The 14810-nt window shown below is 71.0% G+C and carries 17 protein-coding genes; 9 read left to right on the top strand and 8 right to left on the bottom strand.

What is annotated here, in order from left to right; translation table 11 throughout:
• Positions 1-32 precede the first annotated feature (32 nt).
• From CTJ15_RS24035 to purC, 5 genes are all read right to left on the bottom strand, one after another.
• A complete protein-coding gene (locus CTJ15_RS24035; RefSeq protein ID WP_126281937.1) occupies positions 33-503 on the bottom strand; it encodes a hypothetical protein in 471 nt (156 codons plus the stop codon).
• Between the two features lie 84 nt (positions 504-587).
• Positions 588-1262 (bottom strand): phosphoribosylformylglycinamidine synthase subunit PurQ, encoded by a 675-nt coding sequence (purQ, locus tag CTJ15_RS22065; protein WP_099782013.1) that lies wholly within the window; start codon positions 1260-1262, stop codon positions 588-590.
• A gap of 22 nt (positions 1263-1284) precedes the next feature.
• Complete coding sequence (locus CTJ15_RS22070; RefSeq protein ID WP_099782014.1) at positions 1285-1539, bottom strand: hypothetical protein; 255 nt, start codon at positions 1537-1539, stop codon at positions 1285-1287.
• Between the two features lie 85 nt (positions 1540-1624).
• Positions 1625-1870 (bottom strand): phosphoribosylformylglycinamidine synthase subunit PurS, encoded by a 246-nt coding sequence (purS, locus tag CTJ15_RS22075; RefSeq protein ID WP_026033446.1) that lies wholly within the window; start codon positions 1868-1870, stop codon positions 1625-1627.
• A gap of 58 nt (positions 1871-1928) precedes the next feature.
• Positions 1929-2693 carry a phosphoribosylaminoimidazolesuccinocarboxamide synthase gene (gene purC / locus CTJ15_RS22080; RefSeq protein ID WP_019462504.1) on the bottom strand — a complete coding sequence of 255 codons (765 nt, stop codon included), beginning with the start codon at positions 2691-2693 and terminating at the stop codon, positions 1929-1931.
• Positions 2694-3046: 353 nt separating this feature from the next.
• Here purC and CTJ15_RS22085 point away from each other — a divergent pair, with 353 nt between their 5' ends.
• Entirely contained in the window at positions 3047-3559 is a 513-nt protein-coding gene (locus CTJ15_RS22085; RefSeq protein ID WP_226946028.1) for a hypothetical protein, read from the top strand.
• 112 nt (positions 3560-3671) lie between these two features.
• On the top strand, positions 3672-4493 hold the full coding sequence (locus tag CTJ15_RS22090) for a hypothetical protein (protein ID WP_174978048.1): 822 nt from the start codon (positions 3672-3674) through the stop codon (positions 4491-4493).
• A 215-nt stretch (positions 4494-4708) separates the two neighbouring features.
• On the opposite strand, the gene purB is transcribed toward CTJ15_RS22090, so the two are convergent.
• Entirely contained in the window at positions 4709-6052 is a 1344-nt protein-coding gene (gene purB, locus CTJ15_RS22095) for an adenylosuccinate lyase (protein WP_075823589.1), read from the bottom strand.
• 190 nt (positions 6053-6242) lie between these two features.
• Between purB and CTJ15_RS22100 the strand changes: the two genes are divergently transcribed.
• Both CTJ15_RS22100 and CTJ15_RS22105 read left to right on the top strand, forming a co-directional pair.
• The gene (locus CTJ15_RS22100) at positions 6243-6806 is read left to right on the top strand and encodes a DUF1993 family protein (protein WP_075823274.1); all 564 of its coding nucleotides are present in this window, start codon (positions 6243-6245) and stop codon (positions 6804-6806) included.
• Positions 6807-7097: 291 nt separating this feature from the next.
• On the top strand, positions 7098-8189 hold the full coding sequence (locus CTJ15_RS22105; protein WP_075823273.1) for a branched-chain amino acid aminotransferase: 1092 nt from the start codon (positions 7098-7100) through the stop codon (positions 8187-8189).
• Between the two features lie 303 nt (positions 8190-8492).
• On the opposite strand, the gene CTJ15_RS22110 is transcribed toward CTJ15_RS22105, so the two are convergent.
• Together CTJ15_RS22110 and CTJ15_RS22115 are read right to left on the bottom strand one after the other, a co-directional pair.
• Positions 8493-9515 (bottom strand): LLM class flavin-dependent oxidoreductase, encoded by a 1023-nt coding sequence (locus tag CTJ15_RS22110; RefSeq protein ID WP_019462498.1) that lies wholly within the window; start codon positions 9513-9515, stop codon positions 8493-8495.
• Positions 9516-9698: 183 nt separating this feature from the next.
• Positions 9699-11060 carry a PLP-dependent aminotransferase family protein gene (locus tag CTJ15_RS22115; RefSeq protein ID WP_099782015.1) on the bottom strand — a complete coding sequence of 454 codons (1362 nt, stop codon included), beginning with the start codon at positions 11058-11060 and terminating at the stop codon, positions 9699-9701.
• A 91-nt stretch (positions 11061-11151) separates the two neighbouring features.
• On the opposite strand from CTJ15_RS22115, the gene CTJ15_RS22120 reads away from it, so the two are divergent.
• The 5 genes from CTJ15_RS22120 to CTJ15_RS22140 all read left to right on the top strand — a co-directional run bounded on the left by CTJ15_RS22120 (position 11152) and on the right by CTJ15_RS22140 (position 14810).
• Positions 11152-11418 (top strand): DUF1127 domain-containing protein, encoded by a 267-nt coding sequence (locus tag CTJ15_RS22120; RefSeq protein WP_037249508.1) that lies wholly within the window; start codon positions 11152-11154, stop codon positions 11416-11418.
• A complete protein-coding gene (locus CTJ15_RS22125; protein WP_019462495.1) occupies positions 11415-12305 on the top strand; it encodes a PhzF family phenazine biosynthesis protein in 891 nt (296 codons plus the stop codon). Before CTJ15_RS22120 ends, CTJ15_RS22125 begins: the two co-directional genes overlap by 4 nt.
• Positions 12306-12445: 140 nt before the next feature.
• Positions 12446-13108: a TerC family protein gene (locus CTJ15_RS22130; protein ID WP_026033444.1), complete on the top strand. Its 663-nt coding sequence runs from the start codon at positions 12446-12448 to the stop codon at positions 13106-13108.
• Positions 13109-13557: 449 nt separating this feature from the next.
• Complete coding sequence (locus CTJ15_RS22135; protein WP_019462493.1) at positions 13558-14193, top strand: TerC family protein; 636 nt, start codon at positions 13558-13560, stop codon at positions 14191-14193.
• Complete coding sequence (locus CTJ15_RS22140) at positions 14190-14810, top strand: hypothetical protein (protein ID WP_075821860.1); 621 nt, start codon at positions 14190-14192, stop codon at positions 14808-14810. Before CTJ15_RS22135 ends, CTJ15_RS22140 begins: the two co-directional genes overlap by 4 nt.

Below are 14810 nucleotides of genomic sequence, written 5' to 3' on the forward strand. Positions count from 1 at the left end.
CATGCCGAGGATGGGGATGGAGGGCATTGGGACTAGTTACGCATAACGACTTCAAGGGTTATCAGGAACGCCCAGGCAAGAAGCGTGATGGTGGCGAGCGGTAGCAGGAAAGATTGGTAGCTGAGCGGCCTCAGCGGCCAACGGAACGAAGCGGCGCGGAAGATCACGAAGGTTGCGGCTCCGACGAGCGAATTGATGGTCAGGTTGAAACCATCATTCTCGGCGATGTTCAAAGGGATCACTGCGATCGGAAACGCCGCGATGATTGCCAGCATCCGGGGAGGAAGCAAAATGAGGAGCAGAGGAAGGCTGAACTCCTCCATTCCCGAACATCGTATGATGCTCGGATCAAAGAGGTAAGAGCGAGACGGGCAGGCTGAATTGTCGATGAAGAGAAGCTGGAGCAGAACGCCCAGGAGATTTCCCAGCGCCACATAGAGCAAAAGCCAGCCCGATGCTGCCTGGAACCATGTGTGTGAACGGGGTGGTTTGTCGCCGGACATGAGCGCCCACTCACGGGAGGTGCAGGAACCTCAGGTTCCTGCCGGGGTGCAGGGGCAGGGCCCCTGCGCTGCGACGCCCGACCCTCAGGCTCCGACCAGGGTTTCCGCGATGCTCTGGAAGAGCGGCAGGCCGTCCTCGCCGCCGGTGAGGGGGTCCGCGTAGTTCTCAGGGTGGGGCATCATGCCGAGGATGCGGAGGTTGGGGGAGAGGATGCCGGCGATGTCGCGGACGGCGCCGTTGCGGTTGCGGTCGGCGTAGCGGAAGGCGACGAGGCCCTCGCCCTCCAGCCGGTCCAGCGTCGCGTCATCGGCGAAGTAGTTGCCGTCGCCATGGGCCATGGGGGCGCGGAAGGTTTCGCCCTGCTGCCAGCGCGCGGTGTAGGGGGTGCCGGCGCGTTCGACGCGCAGGACGCAGTCCATGGAGAGGAAGCGGAGCCCGGCGTTGCGGAGGAGGGCGCCGGGGAGGAGGCCGGCCTCGGTGAGGATCTGGAAGCCGTTGCAGACGCCGAGGACGTGGCCGCCCTTGGCCGCGAAGTCCTTGATGGACTGCATGATGGGGGACTGGGCGGCCATGGCGCCGCAGCGGAGGTAGTCCCCATGGGAGAAGCCGCCGGGGAGGATGACGAGGTCGAGGCCCGGGGGGAGGGCGTGCTCGCCGTGCCAGAGCATCAGGGGCTCGCCGCCCGAGGCGCGCCTGAGGGCGAGGGCCATGTCGCGCTCGCGGTTGGTGCCGGGGAAGACGACGATGGCGGCCTTCATGGGGGGTGCCTTTCCGTGGAGGTCAGTTCTGCCAGAGCTTCAGGTAATGCAGGCCGCCCATCAGGACGATGGTGAGGCAGGCGGCGATGGCGGCGGCGGTGACCCAGCGGTCGAGGGTGCGCTTGCCTTCCCGGAGGAGGGAGGGGCGGCGGGCGCGGCGGGACCGTGCCGTGGGCTGAGGCGGCGGGGCGGGGGGGTAGTGTCGTTCCCGCCAGCGCAGGGTCATGGCGACGAGGACGGTGAGGCCCAGCATGAGGAGGAGGGAGGCCTTGATCATGCGAGCGGGGCCTTGCCAAGGGGATGACCCATGGGGTGGGGGCGCGGCACGGGTAAGGTTCCCTCCGCCGCTCTCCCCCAAGGGATCACGCGGGGGAGACCTCGACGCGGAAGCTCTCGATGACGGTGTTGGCGAGGAGCTTGCGGGCCATGTCCTCGGCCTGGGCCTTGGCCTTGTCCGGGTCGGTCTCGGTCAGGTCGAGCTCGATGACCTTGCCGGCGCGGACGTCGTGGACGGCGTCGTAGCCCAGGTTGGCGAGGGCGTGGGCGATGGCCTTGCCCTGGGGATCGAGGACGCCCTGCTTGGGCATGACGGTCACGCGGGCTTTCACGGGGTGGGGTCTCCCAAGGGGGTGTGTGGGGTGGGCGGGTGAGGGCCTGGCGGGGCCGTCACTGCATCAGTTCGGGGCCCTTGAGGTCGCGGACGCCGGCCTCGGGGAGGATGCCGAGGCGGCGGGCGACTTCCTGGTAGCCTTCCTCGACCTTGCCGAGGTCGCGGCGGAAGCGGTCCTTGTCCATCTTCTCGCCGGTCTTGCTATCCCAGAGGCGGCAGTTGTCGGGGGAGATCTCGTCGGCGAGGACGATGCGGACCTCCTCGTTCTCGTAGAAGCGGCCGAATTCGAGCTTGAGGTCCACGAGGACGATGCCGATGCCGAGGAAGAGGCCGGTGAGGAAGTCGTTCACGCGCAGGGCGAGCTGGACCATGTCGTCCAGGTCCTGGGTGGAGGCCCAGCCGAAGCAGGTGATGTGTTCCTCGGAGACCATGGGGTCCTGGAGGGCGTCGTTCTTGTAGTAGTACTCGATGATCGAGCGGGGGAGGCGCTGGCCTTCCTGGATGCCGAGGCGGGTGGAGAGGGAGCCGGCGGCGACGTTGCGGACCACCAGTTCGAGGGGGATGATCTCGACCTCCCGGATCAGCTGCTCGCGCATGTTCAGGCGGCGGATGAAGTGGGTGGGGATGCCGATGTCGGAGAGGCGCGTCATCAGGTATTCGCTGATGCGGTTGTTGAGCACGCCCTTGCCGGTGATGATGCCTTTCTTCGCGCCGTTGGCGGCGGAGGCGTCATCCTTGAAGTACTGGACGAGGGTGCCCGGTTCCGGACCTTCGAAGAGGATCTTCGCCTTGCCTTCGTAGAGTTGCCGCCGTCGGGCCATCGTCAATCGTCGTCCAGAAATCCGTCGTGGCCGCCGGACCATGGGTCGTGGGGGACCGGGGTCGGGCAGCCTGTGGTGGGTGGGTATAGCAGGGGGTGGGGGGTTCTTCCACCGCCCAGGGTGTGCCGGCTGACCCGCGTGGCCGTGAGGGCGGCTGGTCTTGAAGCGGGCGGCCTCCCGGTCGGCCTGCCGCGCCGTGGTTCGGGCGGGCGTGGTCGCCGCGTGAACGGCCATTGTCAACTTTTGCGACGGTGCTTGTCAACGGAAGCGGCGATGGGTCGTTAACACGGGCACAGGCGGACGGGCCGGAGTGCCCGGTTGGACAACGCCGCAGATGGACAAGGAGAGCGCGCATGCGGGGCAGTCTTATGAACGGCATCGGTGGTTTCGCGGTGGCGGCGGGGCTGGTGCTGGGATCGGCGGGTTTCGTGCCTGCGGCGATGGCGCAGACGGGGACCAGCTCGCAGGGCACGATCGGGACGCCGACGATGCCGGGTGGCGGCGGATCGACCATGGCGCAGGGCACGCCCGGGGCCACGACGGGGACGACCCCGGGTACGACCTCTGGGACCACGCCCGGGACGGCGACGCCGATGACCGCGCCGCGGCCGGCGGGCGAGGCGGGTTCCAGGCCGCAGGCTTCGGGGACGCCGGTGACGACGACGCCGGAAGCCGGGGCGAACAGCTTTACCGAGGGGCAGGCCCAGAGCCGGATCGAGGCGGCGGGCTACTCGCATGTTTCGGAGCTGAAGAAGGATGATGCGGGTGTCTGGCGCGGCAAGGCCACGCGGAACGGGCAGACCGTGGATGTGGGGCTGGATTTCCGCGGCAACGTGGTGACGGGCGCCGCTTCCGCCACGCGCTGAGGCCGGCGTCCCGTGGTCGTTCCCGCAGGGGCCGTTCCCGCGGGGATGGCCGCGGAGGGTGCGGCGGCAGGGCGGCGGATGACGAGAGAACGAAACGAGAGGAACGCGAACCATGGCTATGCGGACCATTACCCGGCTTTTCGACACCCGCGACCACGCGATGGCGGCGGTGCGGGACTTGGAGGCTGCGGGCTTCCGGCATGAGGATGTGAGCATCCTCGCCAACAATGCCGAGGGCCAGCGGAGTGATGTTGCCACGGCGCCCGGGGGGCGTGCCGGGGACCACACGGATACTGCGGAGAACGCCGAGTCCGGGACCGGGATCGGTGCCACGCTGGGGACGGTACTGGGTGGCGGCGCGGGGCTCGCGGCCGGGCTTGGGGCCTTGGCGATTCCGGGCGTGGGGCCCGTGGTGGCGGCGGGCTGGCTGGTGGCGACGCTGACCGGGGCCGGCGCTGGTGCCGCGGCCGGCGGGTTGCTGGGCGCGCTGACGGGGGCCGGGGTGAGCGAGAACGAGGCCGGGACCTATGCCGAGGGCGTGCGGCGGGGTGGGACGCTGGTGACGGTGCGGAGCGAGGATGCGCGCATCGACGAGGCGGAGCGGATCATGGCCAGTCACGGGCCGGTCGATGTCGCCACGCGGGAGGCGGATTACCGCGCGGGTGGCTGGAGCGGGTATCGGGACGACGACCTGAACACGCTGGAATCCGGGCGCGGGACGGGTTCGGCGCCGGATGGCACGGCTGGAAACCCGCCCGGCACGGCGGCGACGCGGGCGGCGGATCGCGCGGCGGGGACCAATCTGAGCGGGGCCTATCCGGGGCAGTCGGACGGCACGCCGGAGAACCCGAAGGGGACGATGGCTAGCCGGGGCTTCGACAAGGCCACGGGTTCGAACACCAGCGGGACCAATCCGGACGGGACGCGGCGCTGAGGCCGGCTCTTCCGGGATGACCGGCTGATAGGGCCGAGGAAGGGGCGGGCGGTTCGGTCCGCTTCCTTCCGGGCTGTGTCGCACGCGGGTTGCTTTCGGAAGCCGGGGTGTTCCTGTCTGCCTTGGCGAGGCGCGGAAACCCCTGTCAGTGCGGTGAGGGTTGGGAGACCCGCGGTGCCGGTGCGGCGCCGCGGGTCTTTTCGTGCGCGCTGCGGTCAGGCGCCCTGGCTGGCGAAGACGCGGGCCAGGGTGTCCCGGACGTGGCGGAAGTCTTTGGCCGGGTCCATGGCGGCGTCGAGGGTCGCGGCATCGAGCGTGGCGGAAACCTCGGGGTCGGCGAGGAGCTCGTCGCGGAAGGAGCGGCCGTTCGGGGTGCCCAGCGCGGTCCAGGTGGCCATGGCGGCGCGCTGGACGGCGGCGTAGGAGGCCTCGCGGCTCATGCCGGCCTGGGTGAGGGCGAGCAGGACCTTCTGGCTGTGGACGACGCCGCCCAGGGCTTCGAGGTTGCGCTTCATCTGGTCGGGATAGACGGTCAGCTTGTCCATCATCGAGGTGGCGCGGGCCAGGGCGAAGTCCAGGGTGATGGTGGCATCGGGGCCGATGAAGCGCTCGACGCTGCTGTGGCTGATGTCGCGCTCGTGCCAGAGGGCGACGTTCTCCAGGGCCGGGGTGGCGTAGCCGCGGATGACGCGAGCGAGGCCGGTGAGGTTCTCGCTCAGCACCGGATTGCGCTTGTGGGGCATCGCGGAGGAGCCCTTCTGGCCGGGGTGGAAGTATTCCTCGGCCTCCCGCACCTCGCTGCGCTGGAGGTGGCGGACCTCGGTGGCCAGGCGTTCGATGGCGCTCGCCGTGATGGCCAGGGCGCAGAAGAAGGCGGCGTGGCGGTCGCGGGGGATGACCTGGGTGGAGACGGGCTCGGCGCGCAGGCCCAGGCGGGCGGCGACGAATTCCTCCACGCGCGGATCGACCGAGGCGAAGGTGCCGACGGGGCCGGAAATGGCGCAGGTCGCGACCTCGTCGCGGGCGGCGGCCAAGCGCTTGCGGCAGCGGGCGAATTCGGCCCAGTGGCCGGCGAGCTTGATGCCGAAAGTGGTGGGTTCGGCATGGATGCCGTGGCTGCGGCCGATGGTGGGGGTCAGCGCGTGTTCCTCGGCCCGGCGCTGCAGGGCGGCGAGGAGGGCGTCCATGTCGGCCAGGAGCAGGTCGGCGGCGCGGGTGAGCTGCACGTTCAGGCAGGTGTCGAGCACGTCCGAGGAGGTCATGCCCTGGTGCATGAAGCGGGCCTCGGGGCCGATGCCCTCGCCCAGCCAGGTGAGGAAGGCGATGACGTCGTGGCGGGTGACGCGCTCGATCTCGTCGATGTGCCCGACATCGGCGGCGGTGATCTCGGCGGTGCGCTGGTCGCCCTTCTCGCGGATCACGCGCGCGGCCTCGGCCGGGATGGTGCCGAGGTTGCCCATGGCCTCGGCCGCCAGGGCCTCGATCTCGAACCAGATCTTGTAGCGGGTCTCGGGCGACCAGATCGCGGTCATCTCGGGGCGGGCGTAGCGCGGGACCATGGCGGGGAACTCCTGAACGGCGCGGTCCCCCTGGCGCGCGGGGGGCGGGTTCGTCAAGGGAAAGCGGTGCGGGGCTGGGGTGCGAGGGGGTGCGGGGGCCGGGGCTCTACCGGGTGTGGCGGGCCGGTTGTTTAATCGGGCCTCCCGCAACGGATGATGGGCGGCGCCAGGCTGGCCCCAGGGAGCATCCATGTCGCTGACCGAGCTTCTCGTTCCCACCTACAGGCAGATGCTTCGCATGCTGGGCGGCCTGCTGGACAAGGCGCAGCGGCAGATGCCGGGGCAGGCGGAGGCCTTCCTCTCGGCGCGGCTGGCGGCCGACATGTATCCCCTGGCGACGCAGTTGAGGTTCGCGGCGCTCCAGGCGCAGGAGGCGGTCTTCCGGCTGCGGGGGGAGCCGATGCCGCCTTCGCTGGACGAGTTGGCGGCCGAGGGGCGTCATGCCGGTGAGGTGCCTGGGCTGATCTCGGATGCCCGGAAGCGGATCGATGAGGCCCTGTCGCTTCTGGATGGCCTGGCCCCGGACGCGCTCGATGCCGGAGCCGGATTGCCGATCGCCATCGAGCTTCCCGGGGGTATCGCCTTCGACATGACGGGCGAACGGTATGCCCGCGACTGGGCGCTGCCCCAGTTCTATTTCCACGTCATCACCGCCTATGCGATTCTCCGGAGCCAGGGCGTCGAGATCGGGAAGGCCGACTACGTGCCTCACATATTCGCCTATCTCCGGCCGGGGCCTGCGCCGGGGGTCTGATCGCGAAGGGGTTCCTGCCGGCCCGGGGCGGCCGACTGCCCGCCACGTCCAGCGCTGTCCCGGGAGGCTCCGCCCGCGGAACGGAGGCGGCGGGACGCAGGCGCGCGTGCCGACATCGGGGGCGATGCGGATGCGGCCGCGCAGGGCGCCGGGCTGGAAGTGTTGCATGGGCCGCCCCGCACTCCGCACAAGGCAGGCAAAACCAGATCGTGCAGGCGTGAGGGTCCGCCGGGGTCGTTTCTTGCGCTACAAGGTCATGAGAAGCAACGAAACGCACAAGAGCTGGTGTCCATGACCATCCCCGACATCCGAGTGACCCGCACCCAGGCGCCGAAGCAACGCCCCGACGATGCCGAGCTGAGCTTCGGCAAGGTCATGACCGACCACATGTTCCTGATGGACTACGAGGAGGGGAAGGGCTGGCACGACCCGCGCATCGTTCCCTATGGCCCGCTCAGCATGGACCCCGCGACCTCCGTCCTGCATTACGGGCAGACGGTGTTCGATGGGTTGAAGGCCTTTCGCGGCCAGGACGGGACGGTGCGCCTGTTCCGTGCGCAGCGCCATGCCGAGCGGCTGAACAGGTCCTGCGCCGCACTCTGCATCCCGCCGATGGACCCGGAGCTGATCCGCCGGTCCTTCGAGGAACTGGTGGCGGTGGACCATGACTGGGTGCCGCGCCGGGCCGGGACGTCGCTGTATATCCGGCCGACCGTGGTAGCGACGGAGGTGCAGCTCGGCGTGCATCCGGCGCACCGGCTGACCTATTTCGTGATCTGCTCCCCGGTTGGCGCCTACTACAAGGAAGGCGTGAAGCCGGTGAGGATCCTGGCCACGGACAAGTATGTCCGTGCGGTGCGCGGCGGGCTGGGCGAGGCCAAGACGGCGGCCAACTACGCCGCCTCTCTCGCCGCCGCGCAGGATGCCGAGGCGCAGGGCTATACCCAGGTGCTGTGGCTGGATGGCGTGGAGCGGCGCTATCTCGACGAGGTGGGCACCATGAACATCATGGTGAAGATCGGCGACGAGGTGATCACCCCGCCGCTGGCCGGCACCATCCTGGACGGCGTGACGCGGAACTCGATCCTGACCCTGCTGCACGACTGGGGCGTGAAGGCCAGCGAGCGGCCGGTCACCATCGACGAGGTGATGCAGGCGGGCCGCGACGGCACGCTGCGGGAGATGTGGGGCACCGGCACCGCCGCCGTGGTCTCGCCGGTCGGGATGCTGGGCTACAAGGGCGAGAAGGTGGTCATCAACGGCGGTGAGACCGGGCCGCTGACGCAGAAGCTGTACGAGGCGATCGTGGCGATCCAGTACGGCACCGCGCCGGATGCCCATGGCTGGACGAGCGAGGTGAAGGTGCCGGCGGAGGCGTCGTAAGGCGCTTCAGTTCGGGCGTTGCGCCGTTCCGGGGGGAAGGCGCTGCCTTTCCCCCCGGGCCCCCCTCCGCCAGGACGCTGCGCGCCCTGGACCCGGTTCGTTGGCGCTTGCCGCGGCCGGATCTCGCCGGAGAGCCATGCTCTCCGGCGGGCTGCCGGTGCCGCGAGTGCGGGCAGGGTGTTTTTCCGTTTTCGGGGCCTCATTGATCCACCTGCGCTCAGAGGTCAGGCCCGGGACCGGCCTTGCCGCGCCGTGCCAGCGAAAGGCGGGGTCTGGGGAGGCGGCGCCTCCCCAGGGAGCCGCTCAGCGCCAGCCGAGGGCGGGGGCGATGTGCTTCAGGATGCCCTCGATGACATGGGCGCAGTACTCGACGCCGAGCTGGTTGGGGATGGTCAGCAGCAGGGTGTCGGCCTCGGCGATGGCCTCGTCCTCCCGGAGCTGGGCGATCAGGGCCTCGGGTTCGGCGGTGTAGCCGCGGCCGAAGATGGCGCGGGTGTTGCCGCCGAGGAGGCCGATCTGGTCCTGCTCCTTGCCGCCACGGCCGAAATACTCGCGGTCCCGGTCGTCGAGCAGGGGGAAGATGCTGCGGCTGACGGAAACGCGGGGGGTGTGGCTGTGGCCGGCTTCCTTCCAGGCCTCGCGGTAGAGGCGGATCTGCCCGGCCTGCTGGATGTGGAAGGGCTCGCCGGTCTCGTCGTCCTTGAGGGTGGAGCTTTGCAGGTTCATGCCGAACTTCGCCGCCCAGGCGGCGGTGGCGTTGGAGCCGGAGCCCCACCAGATGCGCTCGCGCAGGCCCTCGGAGAAGGGTTCCAGGCGCAGCAGGCCGGGCGGGTTGGGAAACATCGGGCGCGGGTTGGGGCGGGCGAAGCCCTGGCCCTTCAGCACTTCGAGGAAGACCTCGGCGTGGCGGCGGCCCAGCTCGGCATCCGTCTCGCCCTCGGCGGGGGCATAGCCGAAGTGGCGCCAGCCATCGATCACCTGCTCGGGCGAGCCGCGGCTGAGGCCGAGCTGGAGGCGGCCGCCGGAGATCAGGTCGGCGGCGCCGGCATCCTCCGCCATGTAGAGCGGGTTCTCGTAGCGCATGTCGATGACGGCGGTGCCGAGTTCGATCCGCTTCGTCCGCGCGCCCATGGCGGCGAGCAGCGGGAAGGGGGAGGCGAGCTGGCGGGCGAAGTGGTGGACGCGGACATAGGCGCCGTCCGCGCCCAGCTCCTCGGCCGCGACGGCGAGGTCGATGGATTGCAGGAGCGCGTCGGCGGCGGTGCGGGTGCCGGAATGCGGCGAGGGTGTCCAGTGGCCGAAGGAGAGGAAGCCGATCTTCTTCATGGGTTCAGGTCGTCCGGCGGGGCGGGACGGGGCGCGCCCCTTGCGTGAGGGTGGTCTGGCCGGGCGCCGCGGCGGGGCCGGGCCGGTTGCCGGGGATATGGGATGGGCGGCGCGGCGCGGCCATCACTGCGGGTGATGACCGTCATGGGGATGGATCGTCCCCGGGGGAGCGGCGCCGCGCCCTCAGCCGATGATGGCGGCGTCGGGGCCGTTGAGGGCGAGTTCCAGCAGGGTTTCGAGGGCCGGGCGCAAGGCGGCCTCGGCGGGGGCGGCGAGGGCCAGGCGGACGGCGTCGGGGGCGTGGCCGGGGCCGGCGGCGAATTCGGCGGCGGGTGAGACGGCGATGCGGCGGCGGGCAGCGGCGGCCACGAAGGTCTCGGCGCGCCAGGGATCGGGCAGTTCGAGCCAGAGGTGGTAGGCGCGCGGATCGCCGCGCAGGGAAAGGCCGGCGCCGCCGAGGAGGCCGCGCGCCAGGGCGTTGCGGCGGCGGGCGTCCTGGCGCTTGCGGCGGACGAGTTCCCCGACGCTGCCGTCCTCCATCCAGGCGGTGGCGGCGGCGAGGGTGAAGCCCTGGGCGGCCCAGCCGCCGACGCGCAGGGCGGCGGCGAGGCGGGGGCGCAGGGCGGGCGGGGCGGCGAGGATGCCCAGCGTCATGCCGGGGGCGACGCGCTTGGAGAGGCTGTCCACCAGGACCACGCGTTCCGGCGCATGGGCGGCCAGGGGCGGGAGGATGTCCTCCGCGAGGAAGCCGTAGACGGAGTCCTCCACCACCAGGATGTCCAGGCTGCGGCAGAGGGTGGCGATCTCGCGGCGGCGGGCCTCCGGCATGCTGGGGCCGAGCGGGTTGTGCAGGTCCGGCTGCAGGTAGAGCAGGCGCAGGGGGTGGGCGGCATGGGCCGCGGCCAGGGCGTCGGGACGCAGGCCCTGGGCGTCCATGGCGATGGGGGTGGGGACGAGACCGAGGCGCTGGGCGATGCCCTTGGCGAGCGGATAGGTCATGGCCTCGAAGCCCAGGCGCTCGCCGGGGGCGATGAGGGCGGTGAAGCAGGCGGAGAGGGCCTGCTGGCCGCGCCCGGCGAAGAGAAGGGAATCGGGGCTGGGGGCCCAGCCGGTGCGGGCGAGGAGGCGGGCGCTGGCGGCGCGGGCGGCGGCATCGCCGGCGGCCCCGGCGCGGGAAAGCAGGGGCTGCAGCGCCTCCGGCCGCGACAGGCTGGCGAGGGCGGGGGCGAGGATGGTGCCCTGCTCGGGGAGGACGGAGAAGTTCACCTCCAGGTCGGTGATGGCGTCGGGGTGGAGCTCGCGCGCCGGGAGGCCGGGCGGGGTGGGGGCGGTGCGCAGGAAGGTGCCGCGCCCGACCTCGCCCACCGCGATGCCGCGCCGGACGAGTTCGGCATAGACGCGGGAGGCGGTGGAGGGGGCGATGCCCTGGCGATGGGCGTAGTCGCGGCTGGGAGGGAGGCGTTCGCCCGGCTGGCGGCGGCCGGCGGCGAGGTCTGCCGCGAGGTCCTGGGCGAAGCGGTCGGCGAGGTCGCGGAAGTCGGTCACGGGAATATTGTACCGAGAACAATTGCGTCGTTGAAGCGGAAATCGATGGCGTGCCAGAAAGTGATTCGGTGCAATAAGGTGCGATTCTCAAATGCTCGGATCAATTTCCAGGGTTGATCGGATCAATCCGGCCTTTGGCGGCCTGGACGCGGCGCCGGCCCGGGGCGTGCTGGGGCGGGTGCTGGCGCGACTGGCCGTCTGGCACCGCAATGCGGAGACGCGGCGGGTGCTGCGGGAGCTTCCGGAGCGGGAGCTGGCCGATATCGGGCTGACGCCCATGGATGCGGCGATGGAGGCGGGCAGGCCGTTCTGGGACGACACGCCCGGGATCGTCGCTGAGCGGGCGCGCCGGTCATGAGCGGCGGGCGCTATCGCTTCGTGACGGTGGATGTCTTCGCCTCGGAGCGCTATGCGGGCAATCCGCTGGCGGTGCTGCCGGAGGCGGCGGGACTGGACGGGGCGGCGATGCAGCGCATCGCGCGGGAGTTCAACCTGTCCGAGACGGCCTTCGTGCTGCCGCCGGAGGAGCCGGGGCACGGCGCGCGGGTGCGGATCTTCACGCCGACGCGGGAGATGCCCTTTGCCGGGCATCCGAATATCGGCACGGGATTCGTGCTGGCGGCGGAGATGGCGGCGCGGGGCGAGGCGGTGCCGGAGGTGCTGCTCTTCGAGGAAATCGCCGGGCTGGTGCCGGTGCGGCCGTTGCTGGAGGGCGGCGTGGTGGCCGGGGCTTCGCTGGAGGCGCCGCAGGCCCTGTCGCGCCTTGGCGGCTGCGGGGCGGCGGAGGTGGCGGCCTGTCTCTCGTTGCGGGCGGAGGATGTGGTGGTGACGGGGCATGCGCCGCAGGTCGTCTCGGTGGGGGCGCCCTTTCTGGTGGCGGAGCTGGCGGGGCTGGAGGCGCTGGGGCGGGTCCGGCCGGACCCGGTGGCCTGGGGCGGGACGCTGCCGCGCGACGGGGCCAGTTCGATCTATGCCTATGTGCGGTTGGCGGAGGGCGGACTGCGTTCGCGCATGTTCACGCGCGAGCTCTACGAGGACCCGGCGACGGGGAGCGCCACGGCGACGGTGGCGGCGCTGCTGCTCGACCTGTCCGGGGAGGAGAGGCTGTCGCTGACGGTGCGGCAGGGGGTGGAGATGGGGCGGGCGAGCCTGTTGCGGGCGAGGGCGTGGCGCGAGGGCGGGGCCGTCCGTGCCGGGGTGGCGGGCGATTGCGCGAAGGTGATGGAGGGCTGGCTGCGGGGCTGAGGCCGTCCGCCGCGATCCGTGGATATGGTGCGTTGTTGCCGTAAGATTGCTTAGTGTTTAAGTGGCGGCGCCGCGGGTGGTGACGCCCGGCGGGATTCTGGCCGGGCCGGTTCGGCCGCGAGGGGAGCGATTAAACGCCGATGAGTCTGGATTGGTTGTTGGCCCTCGGGCAGGTGTTGTTGATCGACCTGGTTCTGGCCGGCGACAACGCGATCGTGGTGGGCATGGCGGCGGCCGGGCTGCCGCCGGACCAGCGGCGCAAGGCGATCCTCTGGGGCATCGGCGCCGCGACGATCATGCGGATCGGCTTCGCGGCGATCACCACGCAGCTTCTGGCGATCGTCGGCCTGACGCTGATGGGCGGCCTGCTGCTGCTCTGGGTCTGCTGGAAGATGTACCGCGAGCTGCGGGCGGGGCATGAGCAGCACGAGGGCGCCGAGGCCGCGCATGGAGCGGTGTCCGGGGAGGGGGGTGCCGCTTCGGGGGCGCCGCGCAAGACGCTGGGCCAGGCGATCGTGCAGATCCTGGTGGCGGACGTGTCCATGAGCCTCGACAACGTGCTGGCGGTGGCCGGCGCGGCGAAGGAGCACCTGGACGTGCTGGTGATCGGCCTCGCCATCTCGGTGGTGCTGATGGGACTGGCCGCGAGCTTCATCGCGCGCCTGCTGGAGCGTTTCCGCTGGATTGCCTGGATCGGGCTGCTGGTGATCCTCTACGTGGCGCTGAGCATGATCTACGAGGGCTGGCACGAGGTCGGGCCGCATGTCTCGGCCTGGTTCGGCGGGGGCGCCGCCACGCGCTGAGGCCGTGAGGCGGGGGTGGGGCGTGCCGCGAGGATGGCGCCCCGGTACGGCCCCGGCCTGTTGACGGAGATGGGTTCCGAGGGGCGGGGTGCCGGTGCATCCCGCCCTTTTTCCGTTCCGCTTCCCCGTTCCGGCGCCTGTCCGTGCCGCGGGGAGGGGTGGGCGGGGAAGGCTGGAGCGCAGGGGCGCCGCCACGGCCAGGGCGGGCCCGATCCTTGCCGGCCGTTCATGCGGGAGCGTGCCGGAGAGGGCGCGAAAATGACGCCGCCGGGCTGGCGCAGGCGGGGCCGAGGCTGGCCGGGCAATCCTGTCTCCTTGATTCGGTGCGGCTTTTCACGCCGGGGCGCATTCCAGGCCGCATGGAACCGGTCTAGCTTCGCCGTCATCTGGGAAGGGCGCTGCACCTCGCCGGGAGGGATCCCGCACGCGTCCGGTGAGGAAATGCGGATATGGAATCGCTGACCGGGATGCTGCCCGGGCTGCTGGAGATCATCTGGCTCAACATCATCCTGTCCGGCGACAACGCGGTGGTGATCGGACTGGCGGCGGCGGGGCTGCCGGCGCACCAGCGCGCCAAGGCGGTGCTGTTCGGCGTCATCGCGGCGGCGGTGCTGCGGATCGTCTTTTCGGTCTTCGCCACGCTGCTGCTGTCGCTGTGGTGGATCGACCTGCTCGGCGGCGCGGCGCTGCTCTACATCGCCTGGAATTTCTGGCGGGAGCTGCGCAGCAAGGACGAGGAGGAGGAAGGGCACGGCAAGGCCGCCGAGAAGACGATCTGGCAGGCGCTGTGGCAGATCATCCTGGCAGACGTGTCGATGAGCCTGGACAACGTGCTGGCCGTGGCTGCGGTGGCGCGCAACGACCTGCCGCTGCTGGTCGTCGGGCTGCTGATCTCCATCATCATGATGGGCGTGCTGGGCGGGCTGCTGGCCAAGCTGCTCGATCGCTGGCGGTGGATCGCCTATCTGGGCGTTTTCCTGATCCTCTATGTGGGCCTGCAACTGCTTTGGGAGGGCCTGGTGTCGGCCAATCTCGTTCTGAACCTCGGACTGCCGCTGCCCCTGCCGGCGGAGGGGCATTCGTGAGCCGGGTGCTGCCGAAGGCACTGCGGGCGGGCAGCCTGGCGCTGGCGCTGCTGGCCGGTGCCTGTGCCCAGCCGGGCGGGGACGATCCGGATTCGGTCGAGGCGGGTGCGCCACGGCCGGCCATGGCGGAGGTGCTGAAGCGGCTTCCGGCGGAGGCATCGGGGATGCTTCGGGGCGGGAACGTGGCCGCCCCCACGCTGGGCGCCGATGCGCGGACAGTGGACTATGCCACGCCCTCGCGCACCGTGGCGGCGCAGGTCACGCTCTATGACCGGGGCCTGACGGCGATCAATGGCGCCGCGGTGGAGGCGGAGCTGGCCTCGCTGGTGCGGGAGTCCACCTCGATCGACGCCGAGGTGACCGGGCGCAGCTTCCGCGAGGTGTCGCGCAGCCAGGTGCCGCTGGCCAATGGCGGGCCGCTGCGCTGCGCGCTGCTGGAGGGACGGCTGGGACGCACCCGGATCGAGCGGCATCTCTGCGTCGGCACGGTGGGCGGGCGATTCCTGCGGACGCAGCTGACGATGGCGGCGGATGGGGGGGCGGCCAGCGTGGACGCGCCGCGCTTCGCGCGCGAGGTCGGCGCGGCGCTGCGGGCCGGAGGGTCCTCGCGGAGCTGA

This window comes from Roseomonas sp. FDAARGOS_362, assembly GCF_002754815.1.
Taxonomy (GTDB): Bacteria; Pseudomonadota; Alphaproteobacteria; order Acetobacterales; family Acetobacteraceae; genus Roseomonas; species Roseomonas mucosa.

Bases quoted from the DNA above. Each gene is read 5' to 3' on its own strand.
- CTJ15_RS24035 (WP_126281937.1), bottom strand. From the start codon at position 503: ATGTCCGGCGACAAACCACCCCGTTCACACACATGGTTCCAGGCAGCA.
- purQ (WP_099782013.1), bottom strand. From the start codon at position 1,262: ATGAAGGCCGCCATCGTCGTCTTCCCCGGCACCAACCGCGAGCGCGAC.
- CTJ15_RS22070 (WP_099782014.1), bottom strand. From the start codon at position 1,539: ATGATCAAGGCCTCCCTCCTCCTCATGCTGGGCCTCACCGTCCTCGTC.
- purC (WP_019462504.1), bottom strand. From the start codon at position 2,693: ATGGCCCGACGGCGGCAACTCTACGAAGGCAAGGCGAAGATCCTCTTC.
- CTJ15_RS22085 (WP_226946028.1), top strand. From the start codon at position 3,047: ATGCGGGGCAGTCTTATGAACGGCATCGGTGGTTTCGCGGTGGCGGCG.
- CTJ15_RS22090 (WP_174978048.1), top strand. From the start codon at position 3,672: ATGGCTATGCGGACCATTACCCGGCTTTTCGACACCCGCGACCACGCG.
- purB (WP_075823589.1), bottom strand. From the start codon at position 6,052: ATGGTCCCGCGCTACGCCCGCCCCGAGATGACCGCGATCTGGTCGCCC.
- CTJ15_RS22100 (WP_075823274.1), top strand. From the start codon at position 6,243: ATGTCGCTGACCGAGCTTCTCGTTCCCACCTACAGGCAGATGCTTCGC.
- CTJ15_RS22105 (WP_075823273.1), top strand. From the start codon at position 7,098: ATGACCATCCCCGACATCCGAGTGACCCGCACCCAGGCGCCGAAGCAA.
- CTJ15_RS22110 (WP_019462498.1), bottom strand. From the start codon at position 9,515: ATGAAGAAGATCGGCTTCCTCTCCTTCGGCCACTGGACACCCTCGCCG.
- CTJ15_RS22120 (WP_037249508.1), top strand. From the start codon at position 11,152: ATGCTCGGATCAATTTCCAGGGTTGATCGGATCAATCCGGCCTTTGGC.
- CTJ15_RS22125 (WP_019462495.1), top strand. From the start codon at position 11,415: ATGAGCGGCGGGCGCTATCGCTTCGTGACGGTGGATGTCTTCGCCTCG.
- CTJ15_RS22130 (WP_026033444.1), top strand. From the start codon at position 12,446: ATGAGTCTGGATTGGTTGTTGGCCCTCGGGCAGGTGTTGTTGATCGAC.
- CTJ15_RS22135 (WP_019462493.1), top strand. From the start codon at position 13,558: ATGGAATCGCTGACCGGGATGCTGCCCGGGCTGCTGGAGATCATCTGG.